Raw genomic sequence first — 17,191 nt, forward strand, 5'->3', positions numbered from 1 at the left:
GGGAGGGATCCATGGCGGCTTACGACGATCAGAACGTCTTCGCAAAGATCCTGCGCGGCGAGATTCCCTGCTTCGAGGTTTTCAGGGACGACCGCAGCCTCGCCTTCCTCGACATCATGCCGCGCTCGCCCGGACACACGCTGGTCATCCCCCGGGCGCCGGCGCGCGGCATCCTCGACATCGCGGATGACGATCTCGCCGCGGTCGCCCGAACCGGCAAACGGATCGCGATTGCGGCGATGAAGGCGTTCGGCGCGGAGGGTATCATCCTGCAGCAGTTCAGTGAACCGGCGAGCGTGCAGGTGGTCTTCCACCTGCACATGCACGTCATGCCGGTCAGGGCCGGAATCGAGCTGCTGCCGGCGCAGACGCGCAAGGAAGACATGGCCGTGCTCGCCGATCACGCCAAGCGGATGATTGCGGCACTTGGCAGTTGATCGAGATAGCGCTGCAGCAAGACCGTAGGACGGGTAGAGCTGTTGCGAAACCCATCATCGAGACAAACTCGAAATCGACTGGCGCAGCTTCGCTCCACCGAAACTGCGAGCCAGCGATCTTTCATCGAACCTTCATCAGTTCCTGTTCAGCGGGCGGGGTCGAAGGGGAGAGCCAATCGGACATTCGAGCGCGGCACGATCCCAGCGTCCGACATCAGCTGCTGCCTGATAGGTGGTTTGCAGAAACGCCATGAGCGTGGCCTCTGGCTCGCTGGATTTTCGCACAAGGTCGTAGGGCAGGAGATATTCGCCGAGCTTCCGATCGAAGTATGCGCCCGCCGGCATGACCTGTCCGTCAGCAAAGCCATTCGGGGTGGGGTAGGCATAGGAGTAGAAAGCCGCAAAGTCTGTGCCACCTCCGCCCGGCCAAAAGCCGGCGGACGAGACCTCATCGCTATAGGCCTCGCGTGTCACGACGTCCGGCAAACCCGGGACGCCACCCGGGTGAAGCGGAGCGGAACGCCCAGAGAAGCGCGTCACCGCGAGATCGAAGCTGCCCCAGAAGAGATGGACCGGACTGACCTTCCCGGTGAACCCCGTCCGAAACCGATAAAACACTCCGTTGATCGCGACGAGGGCGCGGAAGAACCGCGTCACGGCGTCTGCGTCATAGGGCCTGATCTGGCGGTCCTCCGTGAACGGGATCGGATCTGGAACCTCACTGGGCCGACCGTCAAATTCTGGTGTTCCGCCGAGATGTCCTACCAAATCACAGAACCGGGCGTGAAATTCGGCGACGGACATTCGCCCGAGCGGCATTTCCGCCCTGCACCCGTCAGCTGCCTCTCCGATCAGGACATGACGGGAGAGATCGAAGACGATCTCGATACCTGATGCGTCTGGAATCAGCGAAGTCGTGAGCCCGCGTGCATTCACGTAGAAGGTCGCGTGCCAGGAACGGTTGACCCATGGCGTTCTCGCGAGCCGATACTTGCCGACAATCTGGCAATACAGATGAAGCGCGGAACAGGTTTCGCGCCATGCCTCGAAGGGAATCTCCGGCCAGATCGCGCTCATAGCGTCTCCTCGCTCAGGTTCGGTTCGGCTTGGCAAGACCTCACCTCGGCTAAAGGCGACCCTGTGTCCGCTTTGGGCGCAAGGAGACATTCCGGGGGCGAGGCCGCATGCTACCCCCTCGAAAGCAGATATCCCGGAGTTTAGGGGGACTCGAGCTAGACGCCAAGGTATCGCTGCAGCAGTTCCGGCTGGGCCTTGAGCTCCTGCGCCGGCCCCTCGTGCACGATGTGGCCGTTGTTGATGATGTAGATCCGCGTCGCCAGCGCCAGCGTCGCTGCCAGATTCTGCTCGACCAGCACGATGGTCTGGCCGGCGGCCGCGAGCTCGCGGCAGGCCTTGACCAGATCGTGGACGATGACGGGCGCGAGCCCCTCGAACGGCTCGTCCAGCAGCACGATCTTGGGATCGCGCACCAGCGCCCGGGCGATCGCGAGCATCTGCTGTTCGCCGCCGGAGAGTTCGGTGCCGCGGTTGTTGCGCCGCTCCTTCAGCCGCGGAAACATCTCGTAGATGCGCTCGAGCGGCCAGCGCTTCGGTGCGGTGATCCCGGCGAGGACGATGTTCTCCTCCACCGACAAGCTGCCGAAGATCCGGCGCTCCTCGTGCACGAGCTGCATGCCGGCCTGCGCGATCCTGTGGCTCTTGCGTCCGGCGATATCGATGCCGTCGAACTTCACGCTGCCGCTGCGGGGCGTCACGACGCCCATCAGGCTCTTGAGCGTCGTGCTCTTGCCGGCGCCGTTCCGTCCGAGCAGCGCCACCACCTCGTGCCGTTCGACGCGCATGGCGACGTCGAACAGGATGTGGGAGTCCCCGTAATAGCTGTTTAGGCCATTGACCTCGATCAGGCTCATGCGGCGATCTCTCCGTGAACGCCGCCGAGATAGGCTTCCTGCACCGCGGCGTTGGTCCTGATTTCCTCCGGTGTGCCGTCCAGCAGCGCCTTGCCCTCCTGGAGCACCGTCACGCGCTCGACCAGCTCGAACAGCGAATCCATGTCGTGGTCGATGATGATCATGGTGCGCCCGCGCGCGATCGATTTGAGCAGCTTGACGGTCTCGACCCGTTCGCGCGGGCTCATGCCCGCGAGCGGCTCGTCGAGCAGCAGCAGGCGCGGCGAGGTGGCGAGTGCAAGCCCGATCTCCAGCCGGCGCTTCTCGCCATAGGCGAGCTCGGATACCGGCGTATCGGCGCGGCGGGTCAAATTGACCAGGGCAAGCGTGTGCGCCACCCGCTCCGTCAGGCCCTTCACGCCCGAGAGCTTGCGGAACAGGTCGAGCCGGAATTTTCCGCGCAGCTCGGCGAGTGCGGCGATCGTCAGGTTCTGCCGCACCGTGAGGCCCGTGAAGAGCTGGTTGACCTGGTAGCTCTTGGTGAGGCCGAGTTGGCAGACCTCGGTGACCTTCAATCCCGTGATGTCGCGGCCCTCGAACATGATCTGGCCGGAGGTCGGCGCGATCTCGCAGGTCAGCATCTTAAAGAAGGTCGATTTGCCGGCGCCGTTGGGGCCGATGATGCCGCGCAGCTCGCCCTGATTGACGCTGAAATCGATGTCGCTGTTGGCGACGAGACCGCCATAGCGCTTGGTCAGGCCGGTGGCTTTCAGGATCGGCCCGGAATAGGCGGGATGCGCGACTTCCTTGGCCTGCATCGGCGCAGGAGGAGCTTGCTGCGGCGTCTCGATCTCAGTCTCCTCCTCCGTCTCCGCAGCCCTTCGCGCTCGCTTGCCGGACACGAGGCCGTAGAGATCGACGAGGCCGCCCACAATGCCGCCGCGCAGGAAGCAGACCAGCACCACGAACACGACGCCGAGCACCAGCTTCCAGGCCGCGCCGAGGCCCAGTGCGGACTGGAGGAAATCCTGAAGGAACAGCCAAACTGTCGCACCGACCAGCGGTCCGAACAACGTACCCCTGCCGCCGATGGCAGTCTGCATCACGAGCTGGCCCGAGGTGTCGAAGGTGAAGGCATCGGGCGGCATGAAGGCCTGCAATACGCCGAGCAGGCCGCCGGCGAAGCCCGCATAGGCCGCAGCGATCACGAAGGCGGTCAACTTGTAGCCGTGGATGTTGTGGCCGACGGCGGTGGCGCGCAACGGATTGTCGCGGATCGCGCTCAGAATCGCGCCGACAGGCGAGCGGACGATCCTGAGCGCGATGATGACGCCGATGAAGTAGCACAGCGCGATGAACTGATAGAGCGACCAGCCGTTGGTGAAGTGGATGGTGGTGAAGCCGAGATTGAAGCTCGGCGTCGGTACGCCCGGCAGGCCGTTCTCGCCGCCGGTGAAATCCGAGAGCGGATTGAACTCGACGAAGAAGAACACCTCCGCGATCGCGACCGTGATCATGGCGAAATAGATGCCGGTGCGGCGCAGTGCGATCAGGCCGATCAGATAGCCGGTCGCGGCCGCCGCGATCATGCCGATGATCAGCGCGCCCAGCACGTTGCCGAAACCCGCGCGGGTCAGGAGGTAGGCCGCGACAAAGCCGCCGGTGCCGTAGAAGGCGGACTGGCCGAACGACAGCAGGCCGGTGAATCCGAACAGGATGTCGAAGCCGAGACCGAACAGGCCCCAGACCAGGATCCGGTTCACGGTGTTCGGGGCGAAGCCGAGATGAGGCAGCACGAACGGGGCTGCGATCAAACCGATCGCGGTCAGGGTCTCGATCAGGAACGGGCGTTGCTTGAGCATCAGGAAATCGCTTACTCGCGGCCCTGGACGCCGAGCAGGCCATGCGGTCGCACCACGAGCACGAGCGTCATCGCCGCAAACAGCATCACATAGGCGTAGCCGGGGTTGAACATGGAGGTGACGCTGATGATCTCGCCGGCGATCAGGCCGCCGAGGATCGCGCCCGGGAACGAGCCGACGCCGCCGATCACCACCACCACGAAGGTCTGGACCAGGATGTCGTCGCCGATGCCCGGTGTCAGCGACACCACCGGCGCATTGACGATGCCGGCAAATCCGGCGGCCATCGCGCCGATGCCGAACACGACCATAAAGACGCGGTAGACGTTGATGCCGAGCGAATCGACCATCATCGAATCCTCGATGCCGGCGCGCACGATCATGCCGAGCCGGGTCCGGTAGAGGACGATGAACAGTGCGCCGAGGGCGACCGCGACGATGCCGACGACGGCGAGGCGGTAGGTCGGATAGAACATGAAGCCGAGATTGGTGATGCCCTGGAACAGGGCCGGCGGCGGCACCAGCTGCGACTGGCTCGAGAAGATCAGGCGCACGAGCTCGACGAAACAGATGCCGAGCCCGAAGGTCACCAGCAGCTGATCCTCGTGCGGGCGATGATAGAAATGGCGGATGATGACGCGTTCCATCGCGACGCCGAGCAGCATCACGAACAACGAGCCCGCGATGACGGCGATGATGAAGGACTCCGTGTACTGGTAAGCGACGAAGCCGGCATAGCCGCCGATCATGAACATCGCGCCATGCGCGAGGTTGAGCACGCCGAGCGTGCCGTAGATGATGGTCAGGCCGGAGCTGATCAGCGCGAGCAGGGCGCCGAGCGCGAGCCCGTTGAAAAGCTGCGAAACGAGGTTGGGCCAACTGATCATGCGACAATCGCCGTTGTGACGCGCGATGGTGCGCGTCAGAAAAAGGTGACGCCGCAGGACCAGAGTGAGCCCGCGGCGTCACAGGGGTTAGCGCGGGCTCAGCTGTAATCGCCGGGATGGCAGCCGAACGCGTCCGGCTTCTGCATCAGCCCTTCACTTGGGACGATCTCGACGACGTCGTACCAGTCCTCCTTGTTCTTCATGTCCTTCTGCTGCTTGCCCTTCACGATGATCACCGGGCGGACGCATTGGTGATCCTCGGGGCGGTAATGCACGTCGCCGACCAGGGAGGAGATCGTTTCGCCCTTCTCGTAGGCCTTGATCACGTCGGGCGGATTGAAGCTGCCGGCCTGCTCGCACATGTGGGCCCAGTGTGCGAAGCTGACATAGGCGTTCTCGGCGCCCCATTCGGGCTTGTAGCCGTACTTCTTCTCGAAGGCCTCGTTGAACATCTTGGCGAGCGGGAACTTGTCCTCGATCGTCCACCAATAGTCGGTGGCGGCGTAGACGCCCTGCATCAGGCCGCCGGTCTCGCGCGCGATGAAAGGCACCTGGTAGGGAACGACCAGCTTCATCTTGTCGAGCACGCCGAACTGCTTGGCCTGCTGGGTCGACAGCACCGCGTCGTGACCCCAGTTGACGTTGATGAGCACGTCGGCGCCGGAGTTCGCGACGTTCAGCAGATATGAGGAATAGTCGGGCGCGCCGAGCGGTGCGACCTGGTTGGTCACCGTCGTCCAGCCCGCGGTCGCGAGGAAGTCCTGCATCGACTTGGTGACGGTGTGGCCGTAGGTGTAATCGGGCGTCAGGTAGGCGGCCTTTTTGTTCTTGCCGAACTCCCTCACCATCACCGGGCCGATTGCCGCTGCGGCGGTCTGGCCGAAGAAGTTCTGGCGGAAGCCGTAGCGAACGCAGTCCTTGCCGGTGGTGTCGTTCGAGCCGGAAATGCCGCATACGAACAGCACGTGTTCGCGCTGCGCGAGCTTGTTGAGCGCGACCGCAACGGCGCTCGACGTGCCGCCGGTGATCATGATCGCCTTGTTCTCGCTGATGAAGCGCTGCTGCGCCTGCACCGCCTCGTTCGGCTTGGCCGCGGAATCCGCGACGCCGAACTTCAGCTCCTTGCCGAGCACGCCCTTGCTGGTCTTCGGCGAGATCTTCTTGATCAGGTCGTGGCCGCTGTTGATGTGCTCGATCGCGAGCTGGTAGCCCTTGAGCTCGTCCTCGCCCTGCACGGCATAGGTGCCGGTGCGCGGGACCGAGATTCCGATGAAGGCAGTGGAACCCGAAACGCCGGCGGGATACGAGCCGATCGCCGGCTTGTCCTCGGCAAAGGCCGGCATCGCGGGCAGCATGGAGCCGCCGATGAGCCCCGCGGTGGTCTGGAGCAGGCCACGGCGCGAGAGGCCGCGGCGGATGAGATCGTCAGTCATGGTCGTTTCCTCCGAACATCGTTCTTGTTTGCAGGCGCAAGCACGACCTGTCCGGCCAGCCGGCCTCGCTGGCCTGCTGCGCCGGGCACGTCACATCCGCGTGTAGCTCTTGGCCCTAAGCATTGCTTGTGAAGCCCTTCTGTCAATTTCGTCTTTGGTCGAACGACGAAAATTATCACGTGAAAACATATCGGATCACGATATATATTAGTCTTTGTGAGTACGAGGCTGGCGGGTTCGGCGAGAGAAATGGCGCGGCAGACGACAGTGGCGGGTGCCCGGAAGCGACGATCCTGGCCGCAGGAGGCGGAGCGGCCGGAGGCTGCCTGGCCCGCGGGGGAGGGCAGCGACCAGCGCGCGGCACCGCAGTCGGGCGATGCCTCCCGCGCGTCCGAGCCGCGCAATCGCCCCACCGGCGAGCGGGGACCGGCCGTCGGCTCCGTCCAGGCGAAGCGCGCGCCTGCGCCGCTGAAGAGACTGAGCGTGCGCGCCCAGAACGTCCTGAAGGAGCTTGCGGTCGAACTCACCTGCGAGCAGCCCCCGAAGGGGGCGTGGTCGCCCTCGCGCGAGCTGCTGCGCGTGCTGACGGCCGAGCGGCTCTCGACCGCGCGCAACTGCGGCCCCCACACGATGCGGGAGATCGTGGATTGGGCGCAGGGCTGTGGCGTCACCATCAAGCCCGTGATCCCGCCCGGCGGCTCGCTGTCGCAGATGTGGGCGGAGTTGATTGCCAATGCGTCGGCCGGGGCCTTGACGAGCGCCGAGATCGCCAGCGCGCTCCAGCGCTCGATCAGGAGAAAGAGCGTTCGCATCCCGATCGCGTTTCAGGTCATCCTGGTGAAGATCCTGCTCTCCAGTTTCGAATAGGCCCCGATATTTGTGCATCCGCGGCGCCGCTCGGTTGGTTCCGCCTGTCCTTCCTTGCTAGTCTCGGCAGCGACCGCCCGCTTCACCGGCGGGCTCGACGTCGCAGGCAGGAATGACTCAATCGAAGCGGAAGACGACGCGCCCCTCGTCCGCGGCGCCCTCAAAGGGCGGCGCGATGCGCGAGGCCGACTATGCGGCGCTCGCACAGTTCCGCTATCAGCTCCGGACCTTCCTGGCGTTCAGCGAAGCCGCGGCCCAGAGTGCCGGCTTGACGCCGCAGCAGCATCAGGCGCTGCTGGCGATCAAGGGGCTGTCCGCCCCTGACGGCGCAAGCGTCGGCGACATCGCGCGCTTCCTCCTGATCCGGCACCATACCGCGGTGGAGCTGGTGGATCGCATGGCGAAGCTGAAGCTGATCGGCCGGGAAGGCGATCCGCAGGACGCAAGACGCGTCCTCGTCAGGCTGACGGCAAAGGGCGAGCAGAAGCTGCGATCGCTCTCGCGCATTCACCTGGACGAGCTGAGTGCCGCCGCGCCCGCCCTGGCCAAGATCCTGCGATCGTTCCGGGCCAAAGCGCGCTGAGGCGCGGTTCAGGCGGCTGCGCCTTGCGCGGCGAGCTGTGCGGCCTGATGCTCGGTGGTCAGCGCGTCGGTCAATTCGCCGAGCGCTTCGCCGGCGATCACCTGCGGCAACTTGTAGAGCGTCAGGTTGATGCGATGATCTGTGACGCGTCCCTGCGGGAAATTATAGGTACGGATGCGCTCGCTGCGGTCGCCGGAGCCGACCTTCTCCTTGCGCTCGGCCGAGCGTGCGGCGTCGAGGCGCTGCTGTTCGGCATCGTAGATGCGCGAGCGCAGGATGTTCATGGCGGAGGCGCGGTTCTTATGCTGCGAGCGGCTGTCCTGCATCATCACCACGATGCCGGTCGGGATGTGGGTGATGCGGATCGCCGATTCGGTCTTGTTGACGTGCTGGCCGCCGGCGCCCTGCGCCCGCATGGTCTCGATGCGGAGGTCGTCGTTCTTGATGTCGACGTCGACCTCCTCGACCTCCGGCATCACGGCGACGGTAGCGGCGGAGGTGTGGATGCGTCCCTGCGTTTCGGTGTCCGGCACGCGCTGCACCCGGTGCACACCGGATTCGAATTTCAGCTTCGAGAACGCGCCGCGGCCCTGCACCTCCGCGATGATTTCCTTGTAGCCGCCGACCGTGCCTTCGCTGGCCGAGATCACCTCGACCTTCCAGCCCTGCAAGCTGGCGAAACGCTCGTACATCCGGAACAGATCGCCGGCGAACAGCGAGGCCTCATCGCCGCCGGTGCCGGCGCGGATTTCCAGCACCACGTTGCGGTCGTCCATGGCGTCCTTGGGCAGCAGTGCGACGCGAATCTTCTGGACCAGCTCTTCGATTTTGGGCGTCAGCTCGTCGCGCTCGGCTTCCGCCATGCCACGCATCTCGGAATCCGTCGCGGGATCGGCGATCAGCGCCTCGGTGTCGGCGAGTTCTTTGACCGCAGAACGATACGCCTTCACCGCCTCGATCAGCGGGGTGAGCTCGGCGAGCTCGCGGGTGATCTGCACATAGCGTTCGGAGGCGAGCTGGCCGAGCGATTCGGCCTCGAGCGAGGCGTGATGCGCGAGCAGGACGTCCAGTTTGGCTTCGGGGAGTGACGACATCGGTTCGGTCTCAAAGGGCGGAAAAGGCGAGGCGGCGGGAAGGGGCGACAGGCCCGCTACAACGCCAGGCCCTCGGCCTCGGCAAACTCCGTCAGCTTCTGCCGGATCGAGACGCTGCCGGAGGGCGCGTCCAGCAAGGGGCCGAGCATCGCCTCGGCCTTCTTGGCATCGAGGTCGATCACCATCGCCTTGACCGGGCCGAGGGCCGTCGCCGAGAGCGACAGCGAGCGGTAACCCATCGCGATCAGCGCCAGCGCGCCGATCGGCTTGGAGGCCATCTCGCCGCACAGTGATAACGACTTCTTCGCATCGTTCGACTTCCGCGCGATCTCGCGCAGCACGCGCAGGATCGGCGCCGACATGGTGTCGAAGCGCTCGGAGACCTTGGCATTGCCACGGTCGACCGCGAACAGGAACTGGAACAGATCGTTGGACCCGACCGAGATGAAGTCGACCTTCTTCAGGAGCTCGTCGAGCTGGTAGAGCAGCGCGGGCACCTCGACCATGGTGCCGATGTCGATGCGCTCCGGCAGGGTGTGGCCGTGCTGGCGCAGATAGGTCAGCTCGCGCTCGACCAGCGCCTTCGCCGAGTCGAATTCGGCGACCTCCGAGATCATCGGGAACATGATGCGTAGCGCGCGGCCGCCGCCGGCGCGCAGCAGCGCGCGGATCTGGCCGCGCAGCAGGCCGGGGCGATCGAGGCCGAGCCGGATCGCGCGCCAGCCGAGTGCGGGATTCTCCTCGATCACCGCTTCCATATAGGGCAGTGCCTTGTCGCCGCCGATGTCGAGGGTGCGGAAGGTAACGGGCTTGGTGCCTGCGGCATCCAGTACCGTGCGATAGAGCGCGAGCTGGTCGCTGGTGCGCGGCAGGCTCTGTCCCACCATGAACTGCAGCTCGGTGCGGAACAGGCCGATGCCGGCGCTGCCGGTGTCTTCGATATGCGGCAGGTCGATAGCAAGACCTGCGTTGATCATCAGCTCGACCTTCTGGCCGTCCTTGGTGACGCAGGGACGGTCGCGCAGCGCAAGGTATTGCGCCTGGCGGCGGGCGCGGAAGCGCACGCGTTCGGCAAAGGCAGCTTCGACCTCCTGCGACGGGCGCACATAGATCGAGCCCGAGGTGCCGTCGACGATGATAGCGTCGCCGGGATCGGCGATGCCGGGCGCGTTCGGGACTTCGCCGACCGCGGGGATGCCGAGCGCGCGGGCCACGATCGAGACGTGGGAGTTGGCGGTGCCTTCCTCCAGCACGATGCCGCGCAGGCGCTTGCGGTCGTAATCGAGCAGCGCCGCCGGGCCCATCGCGCGCGCGATGACGATGGCATTGTCGGGCAATTGTTCGCGCGAGGGCGCGTGGTCCTGGCCGACCAGCTGCCGCATTAGGCGGTAGCCGAGATCCTCGAGATCGTGCAGCCGGTCGCGCAAATAGGGATCGGTGGAGCGCAGCATGCGCGCGCGGGTGTCGGACTGCACGCGTTCGACGGCGGCTTCCGCCGTGAGGCCGGTGGCGACCGCCTCATGCAGCTTGTGCGACCAGCCCTGGTCGTTGGCGAACATGCGGTAGGCTTCCAGCACCTCGCGGTGCTCGCCGCCCTCGGCAACGTCGCCACGCTCCAGCATGCGGTCGAGATCGGCGCGCAGCTTGGCGAGCGCGGTGTCGAGCCGCTTGATCTCCTTCGGCAGATCCTCGGCGATGTAGTCCTTGATGACGACGCGCGGCTCGTGCAGCACGACATGGCCGAGCGCAATGCCTTCCGAGAGGATGGCGCCGACCTTCTGCGCCGAATGGCGCGCGGCCGGCTCCTGGCCCGGCTGGGCCAGCGCGGACAATTCGCCGGAGGCGATCAGCTCCGCCAGCACCATCGCGGTGGTCTGGAGCGCCTCGAGCTCCTCCTCGACGTAATTGCGCTTGGCGCGATTCTGCACCACCAGCACGCCGAGCGTGTTGCCGGCGCGCAGGATCGGCACGCCGAGGAAGGAGTGGTAGATTTCTTCGCCAGTCTCCGGGCGGAACGAGAAGGCCGGATGGCTTTGCGCGTCGCTGAGGTTGAGCGGGGTCGCCTCGCTGGCGACGAGGCCGACCAGGCCCTCATGGGCGCTCAGCACGGTGTGGTGCACCGCCTCGCGGTTGAGGCCTTCGGTGGCGTAGAGCTCGAGCGTGTTGTCGATGCGCAGCACATAGACCGAGCACACCTCGGCCACCATGTTGGCGGCGATCAGCACCACGATCTTGTCCAGCCGCTCCTGGGCCGAGACCTGCTCCGCCATGGTTTCGCGGAGCCGTCTCAACAAGACGCGGGGACCTCCCGACGCGCTCCGCATGAACCGTCAATCTCCTCCGTCTGCCTGGCCCGGCGGTATCGGCCGGCGGCTGGCCCAAAATTCCAGAAAAACAACCAAATTGTTCGTCCGGCGCAGGCACAAACACAAATCTACTCAAGATTTAGCGCTTGCACCGAATCAGCGCCGCCTGAACTGGGACACAGTCTGCGGCAGCCCACCCTGTTCGCCGTATAGCGAATTGAGGCTTGTTTTGCCAAGCAAAACGCCTGCCAAACGCGAAGGTGTGTACACCTTCGCGTTTGCTGCGACCGCTAAGAGAAAATTCGTCTAGGCCTGATCGAGACCGTAGAGCGTGTGCAGGGTGCGTACCGCGAGCTCGGTATAGGCGGTGTCGATCAAAACCGAGAATTTGATCTCGGAGGTTGTAATGGCCCGGATGTTGATATTCCGTCCGGCGAGGGCCGAAAACGCCTGGGCGGCGACGCCGGCATGGCTGCGCATGCCGCTGCCGATTACCGATATCTTGGCGACGTCGGTGGCGGTATCGAGCCGGGCATAGCCGATCTTGCCCTTGGCGGCCGTGATCGTGTCCTTGGCACGGGTGTAGTCGGCCGCCGGCACCGTGAAGGTGAGATCGGTGGTCTTGCCGTCCTCGGAGACGTTCTGCACGATCATGTCGACGTTGATGTTGGCATCCGCCAGCGGGCCGAAGATCGACGCTGCCACGCCGGGCTTGTCCTCGATCTGGCGTACCGAGATCTGGGCCTCGTCCTTCGAAAAGGCGATGCCGGTGACGACGTGGCTTTCCATGATCTCCTCCTCGCTGCAGATCAGCGTGCCGGGCGGCTGGTTGGCATGCGGGTCGATATCCTCGGGCTTGTCGAAGCTCGAGCGGACGAAGATCGGCATGTTGTGGACCATGCCGAGTTCCACCGAGCGGACCTGGAGCACTTTTGCGCCCTGGGAGGCCAGTTCCAGCATGTCTTCGAACGCGATCTTGTCGAGGCGGCGGGCCTTCGGCACGATTCGCGGGTCGGTGGTGTAGACGCCGTCGACATCGGTGTAGATGTCGCAGCGGTCGGCCTTGACGGCGGCGGCGATCGCCACGGCCGAGGTGTCGGAGCCGCCGCGGCCGAGCGTGGTGATGCGATTGGTCTCGGGATTGATACCCTGGAAGCCGGCGATGACCGCGACCTCCTTGCGCTCCCGGAAGCGCTTGATGATCTCGTTGCCGTCGATGTCCTCGATTCGGGCCGAGGCATGGGCGTCGCTGGTCTTGATCGGGATCTGCCAGCCCTGCCAGGAGCGGGCCTGGATGCCCATGCCCTGAAGCACGATGGCGAGCAGGCCCGACGTCACCTGTTCGCCGGAGGCGACAACGGCGTCGTATTCGCGCGCGTCGTGCATCGGCGAGGCCTCGGTGCACCAGGCCACCAGCTCGTTGGTTTTACCGGACATCGCCGAGACGACCACGGCCACTTCGTGGCCGGCGTCGACCTCACGCTTCACATGGCGTGCGACGTTGCGGATACGTTCGATATTGGCGACGGACGTGCCGCCGAATTTCATCACGAGGCGGCTCATGACGACGCGTGCATTCCCTCATAAGGATCAGTATGGTGACCCGCACCGGACGGGTGCCGGCGGACACCGACCGCGCGTATACATAGCGGCGGGGCCGGGGGCAAGCGGGTTCCTGCGGGGGCAGGGTAAGGTCTGGCTTGGGGGTATGGGTTAACCGAGATCATGGCGCGTTATATCGACGAGATCCTGCAACCGGGCGAGCGGGTGCTGTATTCGACCAATGCGCACTGGATCTTCTATTTTCCGGCCATCGTGGCCTGGATCGTGGCTCTCGCCTTTCTCGTCCTGATGCCGCAGGCCACGGCCGATGGCCTCAGGGTGCTGTGCCTCATAGCCGCCGGCGTCGTGGCTTTGGCCGCCCTTTACTGGACCATCAAGGGCTGGTTCCATCGCTTCACGACCGAGACCGACGTCACCAACTTGCGGGTTGTGCACAAGACGGGGTTCATCAAGCGCCGGACCTTTGAAATGGCGCTGGACAAGGTCGAGAGTGTCGACGTCGACCAGTCGATTCTTGGACGTATTCTCAACTACGGCGACGTGACGATTCGCGGCGTTGGCGAGGGGATCGAAAAGATCACGACCGTCGACACGCCGCTCGCCTTCCGTAGTTCGATCACCACGCGGTAGGACCGCGCCTAACCATGAGCATGCAGCAAAATACTTCCGCAACCGCAAGCCCGCAGCCGGGCTCGACCGTCGACGCCGCCGAGATCGCGAAATTCTCGAAACTTTCGGCCGAGTGGTGGGACCCCAACGGCAAGATGGCCCCGCTGCACCGGATCAACCCGCTGCGGCTCGGCTACATCCGCGACGCCGCCTGCCGCAAGTTCGAGCGTAACGTGCGCAGCCTCAACTGCCTCGGCGGCCTGCGCGTGCTCGACATCGGCTGCGGCGCCGGCCTGTTGTGCGAGCCGCTGTCGCGCCTCGGTGCCCAGGTCATCGGCGTCGATCCCTCGGTGAGCAACATCGCCGCCGCGAAGCTACATGCCGACAAGAGCCATCTGTCGATCGATTACCGCTGCACCACGGTCGAGGAGATCGACCCGCGCGAGCGCTTCGACATCGTGCTGGCGATGGAAGTGGTCGAGCACGTCGTCGATGTCGGCGTTTTCCTCAAGCGCTGCGCGGCGCTGCTGAAGCCGAACGGGCTGATGGTGGTCTCGACGCTGAACCGGAACTGGAAGAGCTTTGCGCTCGCCATCGTCGGCGCCGAATACGTCCTGCGCTGGCTGCCGCGCGGCACCCATGAATGGAACAAGTTCGTCACCCCCGACGAGCTGACGAAGTATCTTTTGGACAACCGTCTCGTCATCACCGAGCAGACCGGCGTCGTCTACTCACCCTTCGCCGACAAATGGGCCCTCTCGTCGGATATGGACGTGAACTACATGGTCGTAGCGGAAGGGATGGTGTGAGGACTGAGTAGGGTGCGAGCTGTTTCTCCACAAACGGTGTCGTCCCTGCGAACGCAGGGACCCATACCCCCAGGGAGCAGTTTGGCGAAGACTGCCGACCCGCGCGTCTACCACCGCGGCGCAACCGACAGATTCCGCGGTATGGGTCCCTGCGTTCGCAGGGACGACACCGAATTTGTTGCGCGAGCATCGCACCCATGACGTGGGCGTGATTGACCTGCTTCGCCGCTAGCGGCAGGTTGGCCACGGCTTCCCCTCCTACCGCTCCACCCGCATGCTTACCATCGCCAGCCTCTGGATTCCCTTCACCGTCATTGCTGCGTTAGGCCAGGTCGCGCGCAATGCGATGCAGCGGTCGCTGACGAAGCCGCTGGGGACCTGGGGCGCGACCAATATCCGCTTCCTGTTCGGCTTCCCGTTCTCGCTGCTGTTTCTGGGCGTGGTGCTGGTCGCGACCGGCGATCACCTCGGCATGCCGCCAACCGTGTTCTGGCCCTGGCTGCTGCTCGGGGCGCTCAGCCAGATCGTTGCGACCGGGCTGATGCTGCTCGCGATGAACGATCGCTCCTTCGTGGTGACGACGGCGTACCTGAAGACCGAGGCGATCCAGACCGCGATTTTCGGCTTCGTCTTCCTCGGCGATCATCTGACCTGGCTGAAGGTGCTGGCGATCGTGATCGCGACCGTCGGCGTCGTCATCACCGCACTCCGGCCCGGCGGCGAGAAGAGCTTTGCGGAATTGAGGCCGACCATCACGGGCCTCGTTGCGGCCGCGGCGTTCGCGCTCTCAGCCGTTGGCTTCCGCGGCGCCATCATCAACGTGCCTGACGTCTCCTTCGTGACGGCAGCGTCGTTCACGCTGGTGCTCGGCCTGTTCGTGCAGACGCTGATCCTGACCATCTATCTGCTCTGGCGCGCGCCAAAGGTGCTCCAGTCGATCCTGGGATTGTGGAAGCCGTCGCTGCTCGCAGGCTTCATGGGCGCCTTCGCCTCGCAGTTCTGGTTCCTGGCATTCGCGCTGACGGCCGCCGCCAATGTCCGCACACTCGCTTTGATCGAGGTGCTGTTCGCGCAAGGCGTGGCGTATTACTCGTTCAAGCAGCCGATCGCGCCGCGCGAGATCTTTGGTATCGCGCTGATCGTGGTTGGCGTTGCGGTGCTGGTGGGGGCCTAGTTCCTATCTTCCGGCAGCGTCGGCAGCGGCGACACCTCGATGCCTTCGTCGATCAGCGACTTGGCCTCGTCGGGCGAAGCCTCGCCATAGATCGGGCGGTGTTCCTTGTCGCCGTAATGCATCGCGCGGGCTTCATTCGCAAAGCGCTCGCCGACATTGTCGGCGTGCTTGACGATGTGATCGCGCAGCTCCTTGAGCTTGGCGCGCAACTCGCGCTCCTGCGCCATCATCAGCGAGGTCGGTCCCGACGGCGCGGCCTCGGGCGCAGGCGTTGAGGCAGGCTCCGGCGGCGGCGTCGCCGGTCCGCGGCCCTTCTTGCCGATGATCCGTGGGGCCATGATCGCCTTCTCGACCTTGGCCGAGCCGCAGATCGGGCAAGTCACGAGCTTGCGCTTCACCTGCGAATCATAAGCCGACGAGCTCTGGAACCAGCTTTCGAATGCGTGGCTTTGGTCGCAGTGGAGCGCGTAGCGAATCATGCCGATCCCCGCACGAGGTGGAGATGGTCCGGCCCGGCCTTGGGATCGGCGACGCCGAAGCGGCGGCCGTGCTGGAGCGAGGGGATCGCGCGGCGGGCGGTCTCGACCTTGGCCGGGTCGATCTTGGCCATGATGATACCGGGCTCGACGTCGCCCTCGGCGAGGATCTCGCCCCAGGGATCGATGATCAGCGAGTGGCCATAGGTCTCGCGCTTGTTCTCATGCAGGCCGGCCTGCGCGGCTGCGAAGATGAAGCAGCCGGTCTCGATCGCGCGCGAGCGCAGCAGGATGTGCCAATGCGCCTCGCCGGTCTTGCGGGTGAAGGCCGACGGCACGGTGATAAAATACGCGCCGCTCTCGGCCAGCGCGCGGTAGAGCGCGGGGAAGCGCACGTCGTAGCAGATCGTCAGCCCGACGCGACCCCAGGGCAGGTCGGAGATCACGGCGGTCTCGCCCGGCTGGTAATTGGCGGATTCGCGATAGCTCTCGCCGTCCGGCAATTCGATGTCGAACATGTGGATCTTGTCGTAGCTCGCGAGCACACTGCCCTCGGGCCCGATCAGGAAAGAGCGGTTGACCGCTTTTTCGTCCGAGTAGCGCAGCGCCAGCGATCCGACATGAATGTGAATTCCGAGTTCCGCCGCGAGCGCGCGATAGGCCTTCAGCGAGGTGTCGTCCTCTTCGCTCTGGAGGTGCTCGAACAACGCCTTTCGGTTGAGCTGCATCATGTTGCTGACTTCGGGCGTCTGCACGTAGTCGGCGCCGTTGGCGGCAGCCTGCCGGATCAGCCTGGTGGCCTGCGCGAGGCTCGGCTCGGGCATCAGGCCGGTGCGCATCTGGATCATCGCGGCGGTGAAGGTGCGATCCTCGCTCATGACACCGCCTTTACGCTTTCGAGCAGGCCGTCGAGCTTGCCCTCGCGGTCGAGCGCATACAGCTCGTCGCAACCGCCGACATGGGTTCCGCCGATCCAGATCTGCGGGAAAGTCGAGCCCCCGCCGGCGCGGTCGTACATCTCTTCGCGCCAGGACGGGTTCCTGGCGATGTCGAACTCCGTAAAGGTTGCCTTCTTGCGGGTCAGCAGCGATTTGGCGGCGGAACAATAGCCACAGCCCGGCCTGGTGTAGATTTCGACAGCGTCGGTCATGTCGTGTGGCGCTCTCATGTCATGAAGTCAT

17 protein-coding genes are annotated in these 17,191 nt (G+C 64.9%); 6 read left to right on the plus strand and 11 right to left on the minus strand.

Features of this window, described 5'->3' with window-relative positions:
- Positions 1-11 precede the first annotated feature (11 nt).
- Positions 12-437, plus strand: a complete 426-nt coding sequence (locus ABIA90_RS08845) for an HIT family protein (protein ID WP_354118569.1) — start codon at positions 12-14, stop codon at positions 435-437.
- A gap of 135 nt (positions 438-572) precedes the next feature.
- On the opposite strand, the gene ABIA90_RS08850 is transcribed toward ABIA90_RS08845, so the two are convergent.
- The 5 genes from ABIA90_RS08850 to ABIA90_RS08870 all read right to left on the minus strand — a co-directional run bounded on the left by ABIA90_RS08850 (position 573) and on the right by ABIA90_RS08870 (position 6,529).
- Positions 573-1,514 (minus strand): DUF5996 family protein, encoded by a 942-nt coding sequence (locus ABIA90_RS08850; protein ID WP_354118570.1) that lies wholly within the window; start codon positions 1,512-1,514, stop codon positions 573-575.
- A 155-nt stretch (positions 1,515-1,669) separates the two neighbouring features.
- Positions 1,670-2,368, minus strand: coding sequence for an ABC transporter ATP-binding protein (locus ABIA90_RS08855; protein ID WP_028149500.1), 699 nt, complete (start codon positions 2,366-2,368; stop codon positions 1,670-1,672).
- Positions 2,365-4,209 (minus strand): branched-chain amino acid ABC transporter ATP-binding protein/permease, encoded by a 1,845-nt coding sequence (locus ABIA90_RS08860; protein WP_354118571.1) that lies wholly within the window; start codon positions 4,207-4,209, stop codon positions 2,365-2,367. The genes ABIA90_RS08855 and ABIA90_RS08860 overlap by 4 nt, the downstream gene beginning before the upstream one ends.
- 11 nt (positions 4,210-4,220) lie before the next feature.
- Positions 4,221-5,096 (minus strand): branched-chain amino acid ABC transporter permease, encoded by an 876-nt coding sequence (locus tag ABIA90_RS08865; RefSeq protein WP_354118572.1) that lies wholly within the window; start codon positions 5,094-5,096, stop codon positions 4,221-4,223.
- Between the two features lie 98 nt (positions 5,097-5,194).
- Complete coding sequence (locus ABIA90_RS08870) at positions 5,195-6,529, minus strand: substrate-binding protein (RefSeq protein ID WP_354118573.1); 1,335 nt, start codon at positions 6,527-6,529, stop codon at positions 5,195-5,197.
- Positions 6,530-6,796: 267 nt separating this feature from the next.
- Between ABIA90_RS08870 and ABIA90_RS08875 the strand changes: the two genes are divergently transcribed.
- Positions 6,797-7,396, plus strand: coding sequence for a hypothetical protein (locus ABIA90_RS08875; protein WP_354118574.1), 600 nt, complete (start codon positions 6,797-6,799; stop codon positions 7,394-7,396).
- A gap of 112 nt (positions 7,397-7,508) precedes the next feature.
- Positions 7,509-7,979: a MarR family winged helix-turn-helix transcriptional regulator gene (locus ABIA90_RS08880; protein WP_354118575.1), complete on the plus strand. Its 471-nt coding sequence runs from the start codon at positions 7,509-7,511 to the stop codon at positions 7,977-7,979.
- 8 nt (positions 7,980-7,987) lie between these two features.
- On the opposite strand, the gene prfA is transcribed toward ABIA90_RS08880, so the two are convergent.
- From prfA to ABIA90_RS08895, 3 genes are all read right to left on the minus strand, one after another.
- A complete protein-coding gene (gene prfA, locus ABIA90_RS08885) occupies positions 7,988-9,073 on the minus strand; it encodes a peptide chain release factor 1 (protein ID WP_166060453.1) in 1,086 nt (361 codons plus the stop codon).
- Positions 9,074-9,129: 56 nt separating this feature from the next.
- On the minus strand, positions 9,130-11,397 hold the full coding sequence (gene ptsP / locus ABIA90_RS08890; protein WP_063980570.1) for a phosphoenolpyruvate--protein phosphotransferase: 2,268 nt from the start codon (positions 11,395-11,397) through the stop codon (positions 9,130-9,132).
- 288 nt (positions 11,398-11,685) lie between these two features.
- The gene (locus ABIA90_RS08895; protein ID WP_354118576.1) at positions 11,686-12,942 is read right to left on the minus strand and encodes an aspartate kinase; all 1,257 of its coding nucleotides are present in this window, start codon (positions 12,940-12,942) and stop codon (positions 11,686-11,688) included.
- Between the two features lie 162 nt (positions 12,943-13,104).
- On the opposite strand from ABIA90_RS08895, the gene ABIA90_RS08900 reads away from it, so the two are divergent.
- From ABIA90_RS08900 to ABIA90_RS08910, 3 genes are all read left to right on the plus strand, one after another.
- The gene (locus tag ABIA90_RS08900; protein ID WP_071908493.1) at positions 13,105-13,572 is read left to right on the plus strand and encodes a PH domain-containing protein; all 468 of its coding nucleotides are present in this window, start codon (positions 13,105-13,107) and stop codon (positions 13,570-13,572) included.
- A 14-nt stretch (positions 13,573-13,586) separates the two neighbouring features.
- Positions 13,587-14,360: a bifunctional 2-polyprenyl-6-hydroxyphenol methylase/3-demethylubiquinol 3-O-methyltransferase UbiG gene (gene ubiG, locus ABIA90_RS08905; RefSeq protein WP_354118577.1), complete on the plus strand. Its 774-nt coding sequence runs from the start codon at positions 13,587-13,589 to the stop codon at positions 14,358-14,360.
- 274 nt (positions 14,361-14,634) lie between these two features.
- A complete protein-coding gene (locus ABIA90_RS08910; protein WP_085403602.1) occupies positions 14,635-15,534 on the plus strand; it encodes an EamA family transporter in 900 nt (299 codons plus the stop codon).
- Here ABIA90_RS08910 and ABIA90_RS08915 read toward each other — a convergent pair.
- The 3 genes from ABIA90_RS08915 to grxC are packed head-to-tail and all read right to left on the minus strand — an operon-like array spanning position 15,531 to position 17,160.
- Positions 15,531-16,013 carry a DUF1178 family protein gene (locus ABIA90_RS08915; RefSeq protein ID WP_354118578.1) on the minus strand — a complete coding sequence of 161 codons (483 nt, stop codon included), beginning with the start codon at positions 16,011-16,013 and terminating at the stop codon, positions 15,531-15,533. The genes ABIA90_RS08910 and ABIA90_RS08915 overlap by 4 nt on opposite strands.
- The gene (locus ABIA90_RS08920) at positions 16,010-16,888 is read right to left on the minus strand and encodes a carbon-nitrogen hydrolase family protein (RefSeq protein WP_354118579.1); all 879 of its coding nucleotides are present in this window, start codon (positions 16,886-16,888) and stop codon (positions 16,010-16,012) included. Before ABIA90_RS08920 ends, ABIA90_RS08915 begins: the two co-directional genes overlap by 4 nt.
- Positions 16,885-17,160 (minus strand): glutaredoxin 3, encoded by a 276-nt coding sequence (grxC, locus tag ABIA90_RS08925; RefSeq protein WP_063980577.1) that lies wholly within the window; start codon positions 17,158-17,160, stop codon positions 16,885-16,887. The genes ABIA90_RS08920 and grxC overlap by 4 nt, the downstream gene beginning before the upstream one ends.
- Between the last annotated feature and the right edge of the window lie 31 nt (positions 17,161-17,191).

This window comes from Bradyrhizobium sp. LA6.8 (assembly GCF_040547935.1).
In the GTDB taxonomy this organism is placed as follows: Bacteria; Pseudomonadota; Alphaproteobacteria; order Rhizobiales; family Xanthobacteraceae; genus Bradyrhizobium; species Bradyrhizobium barranii.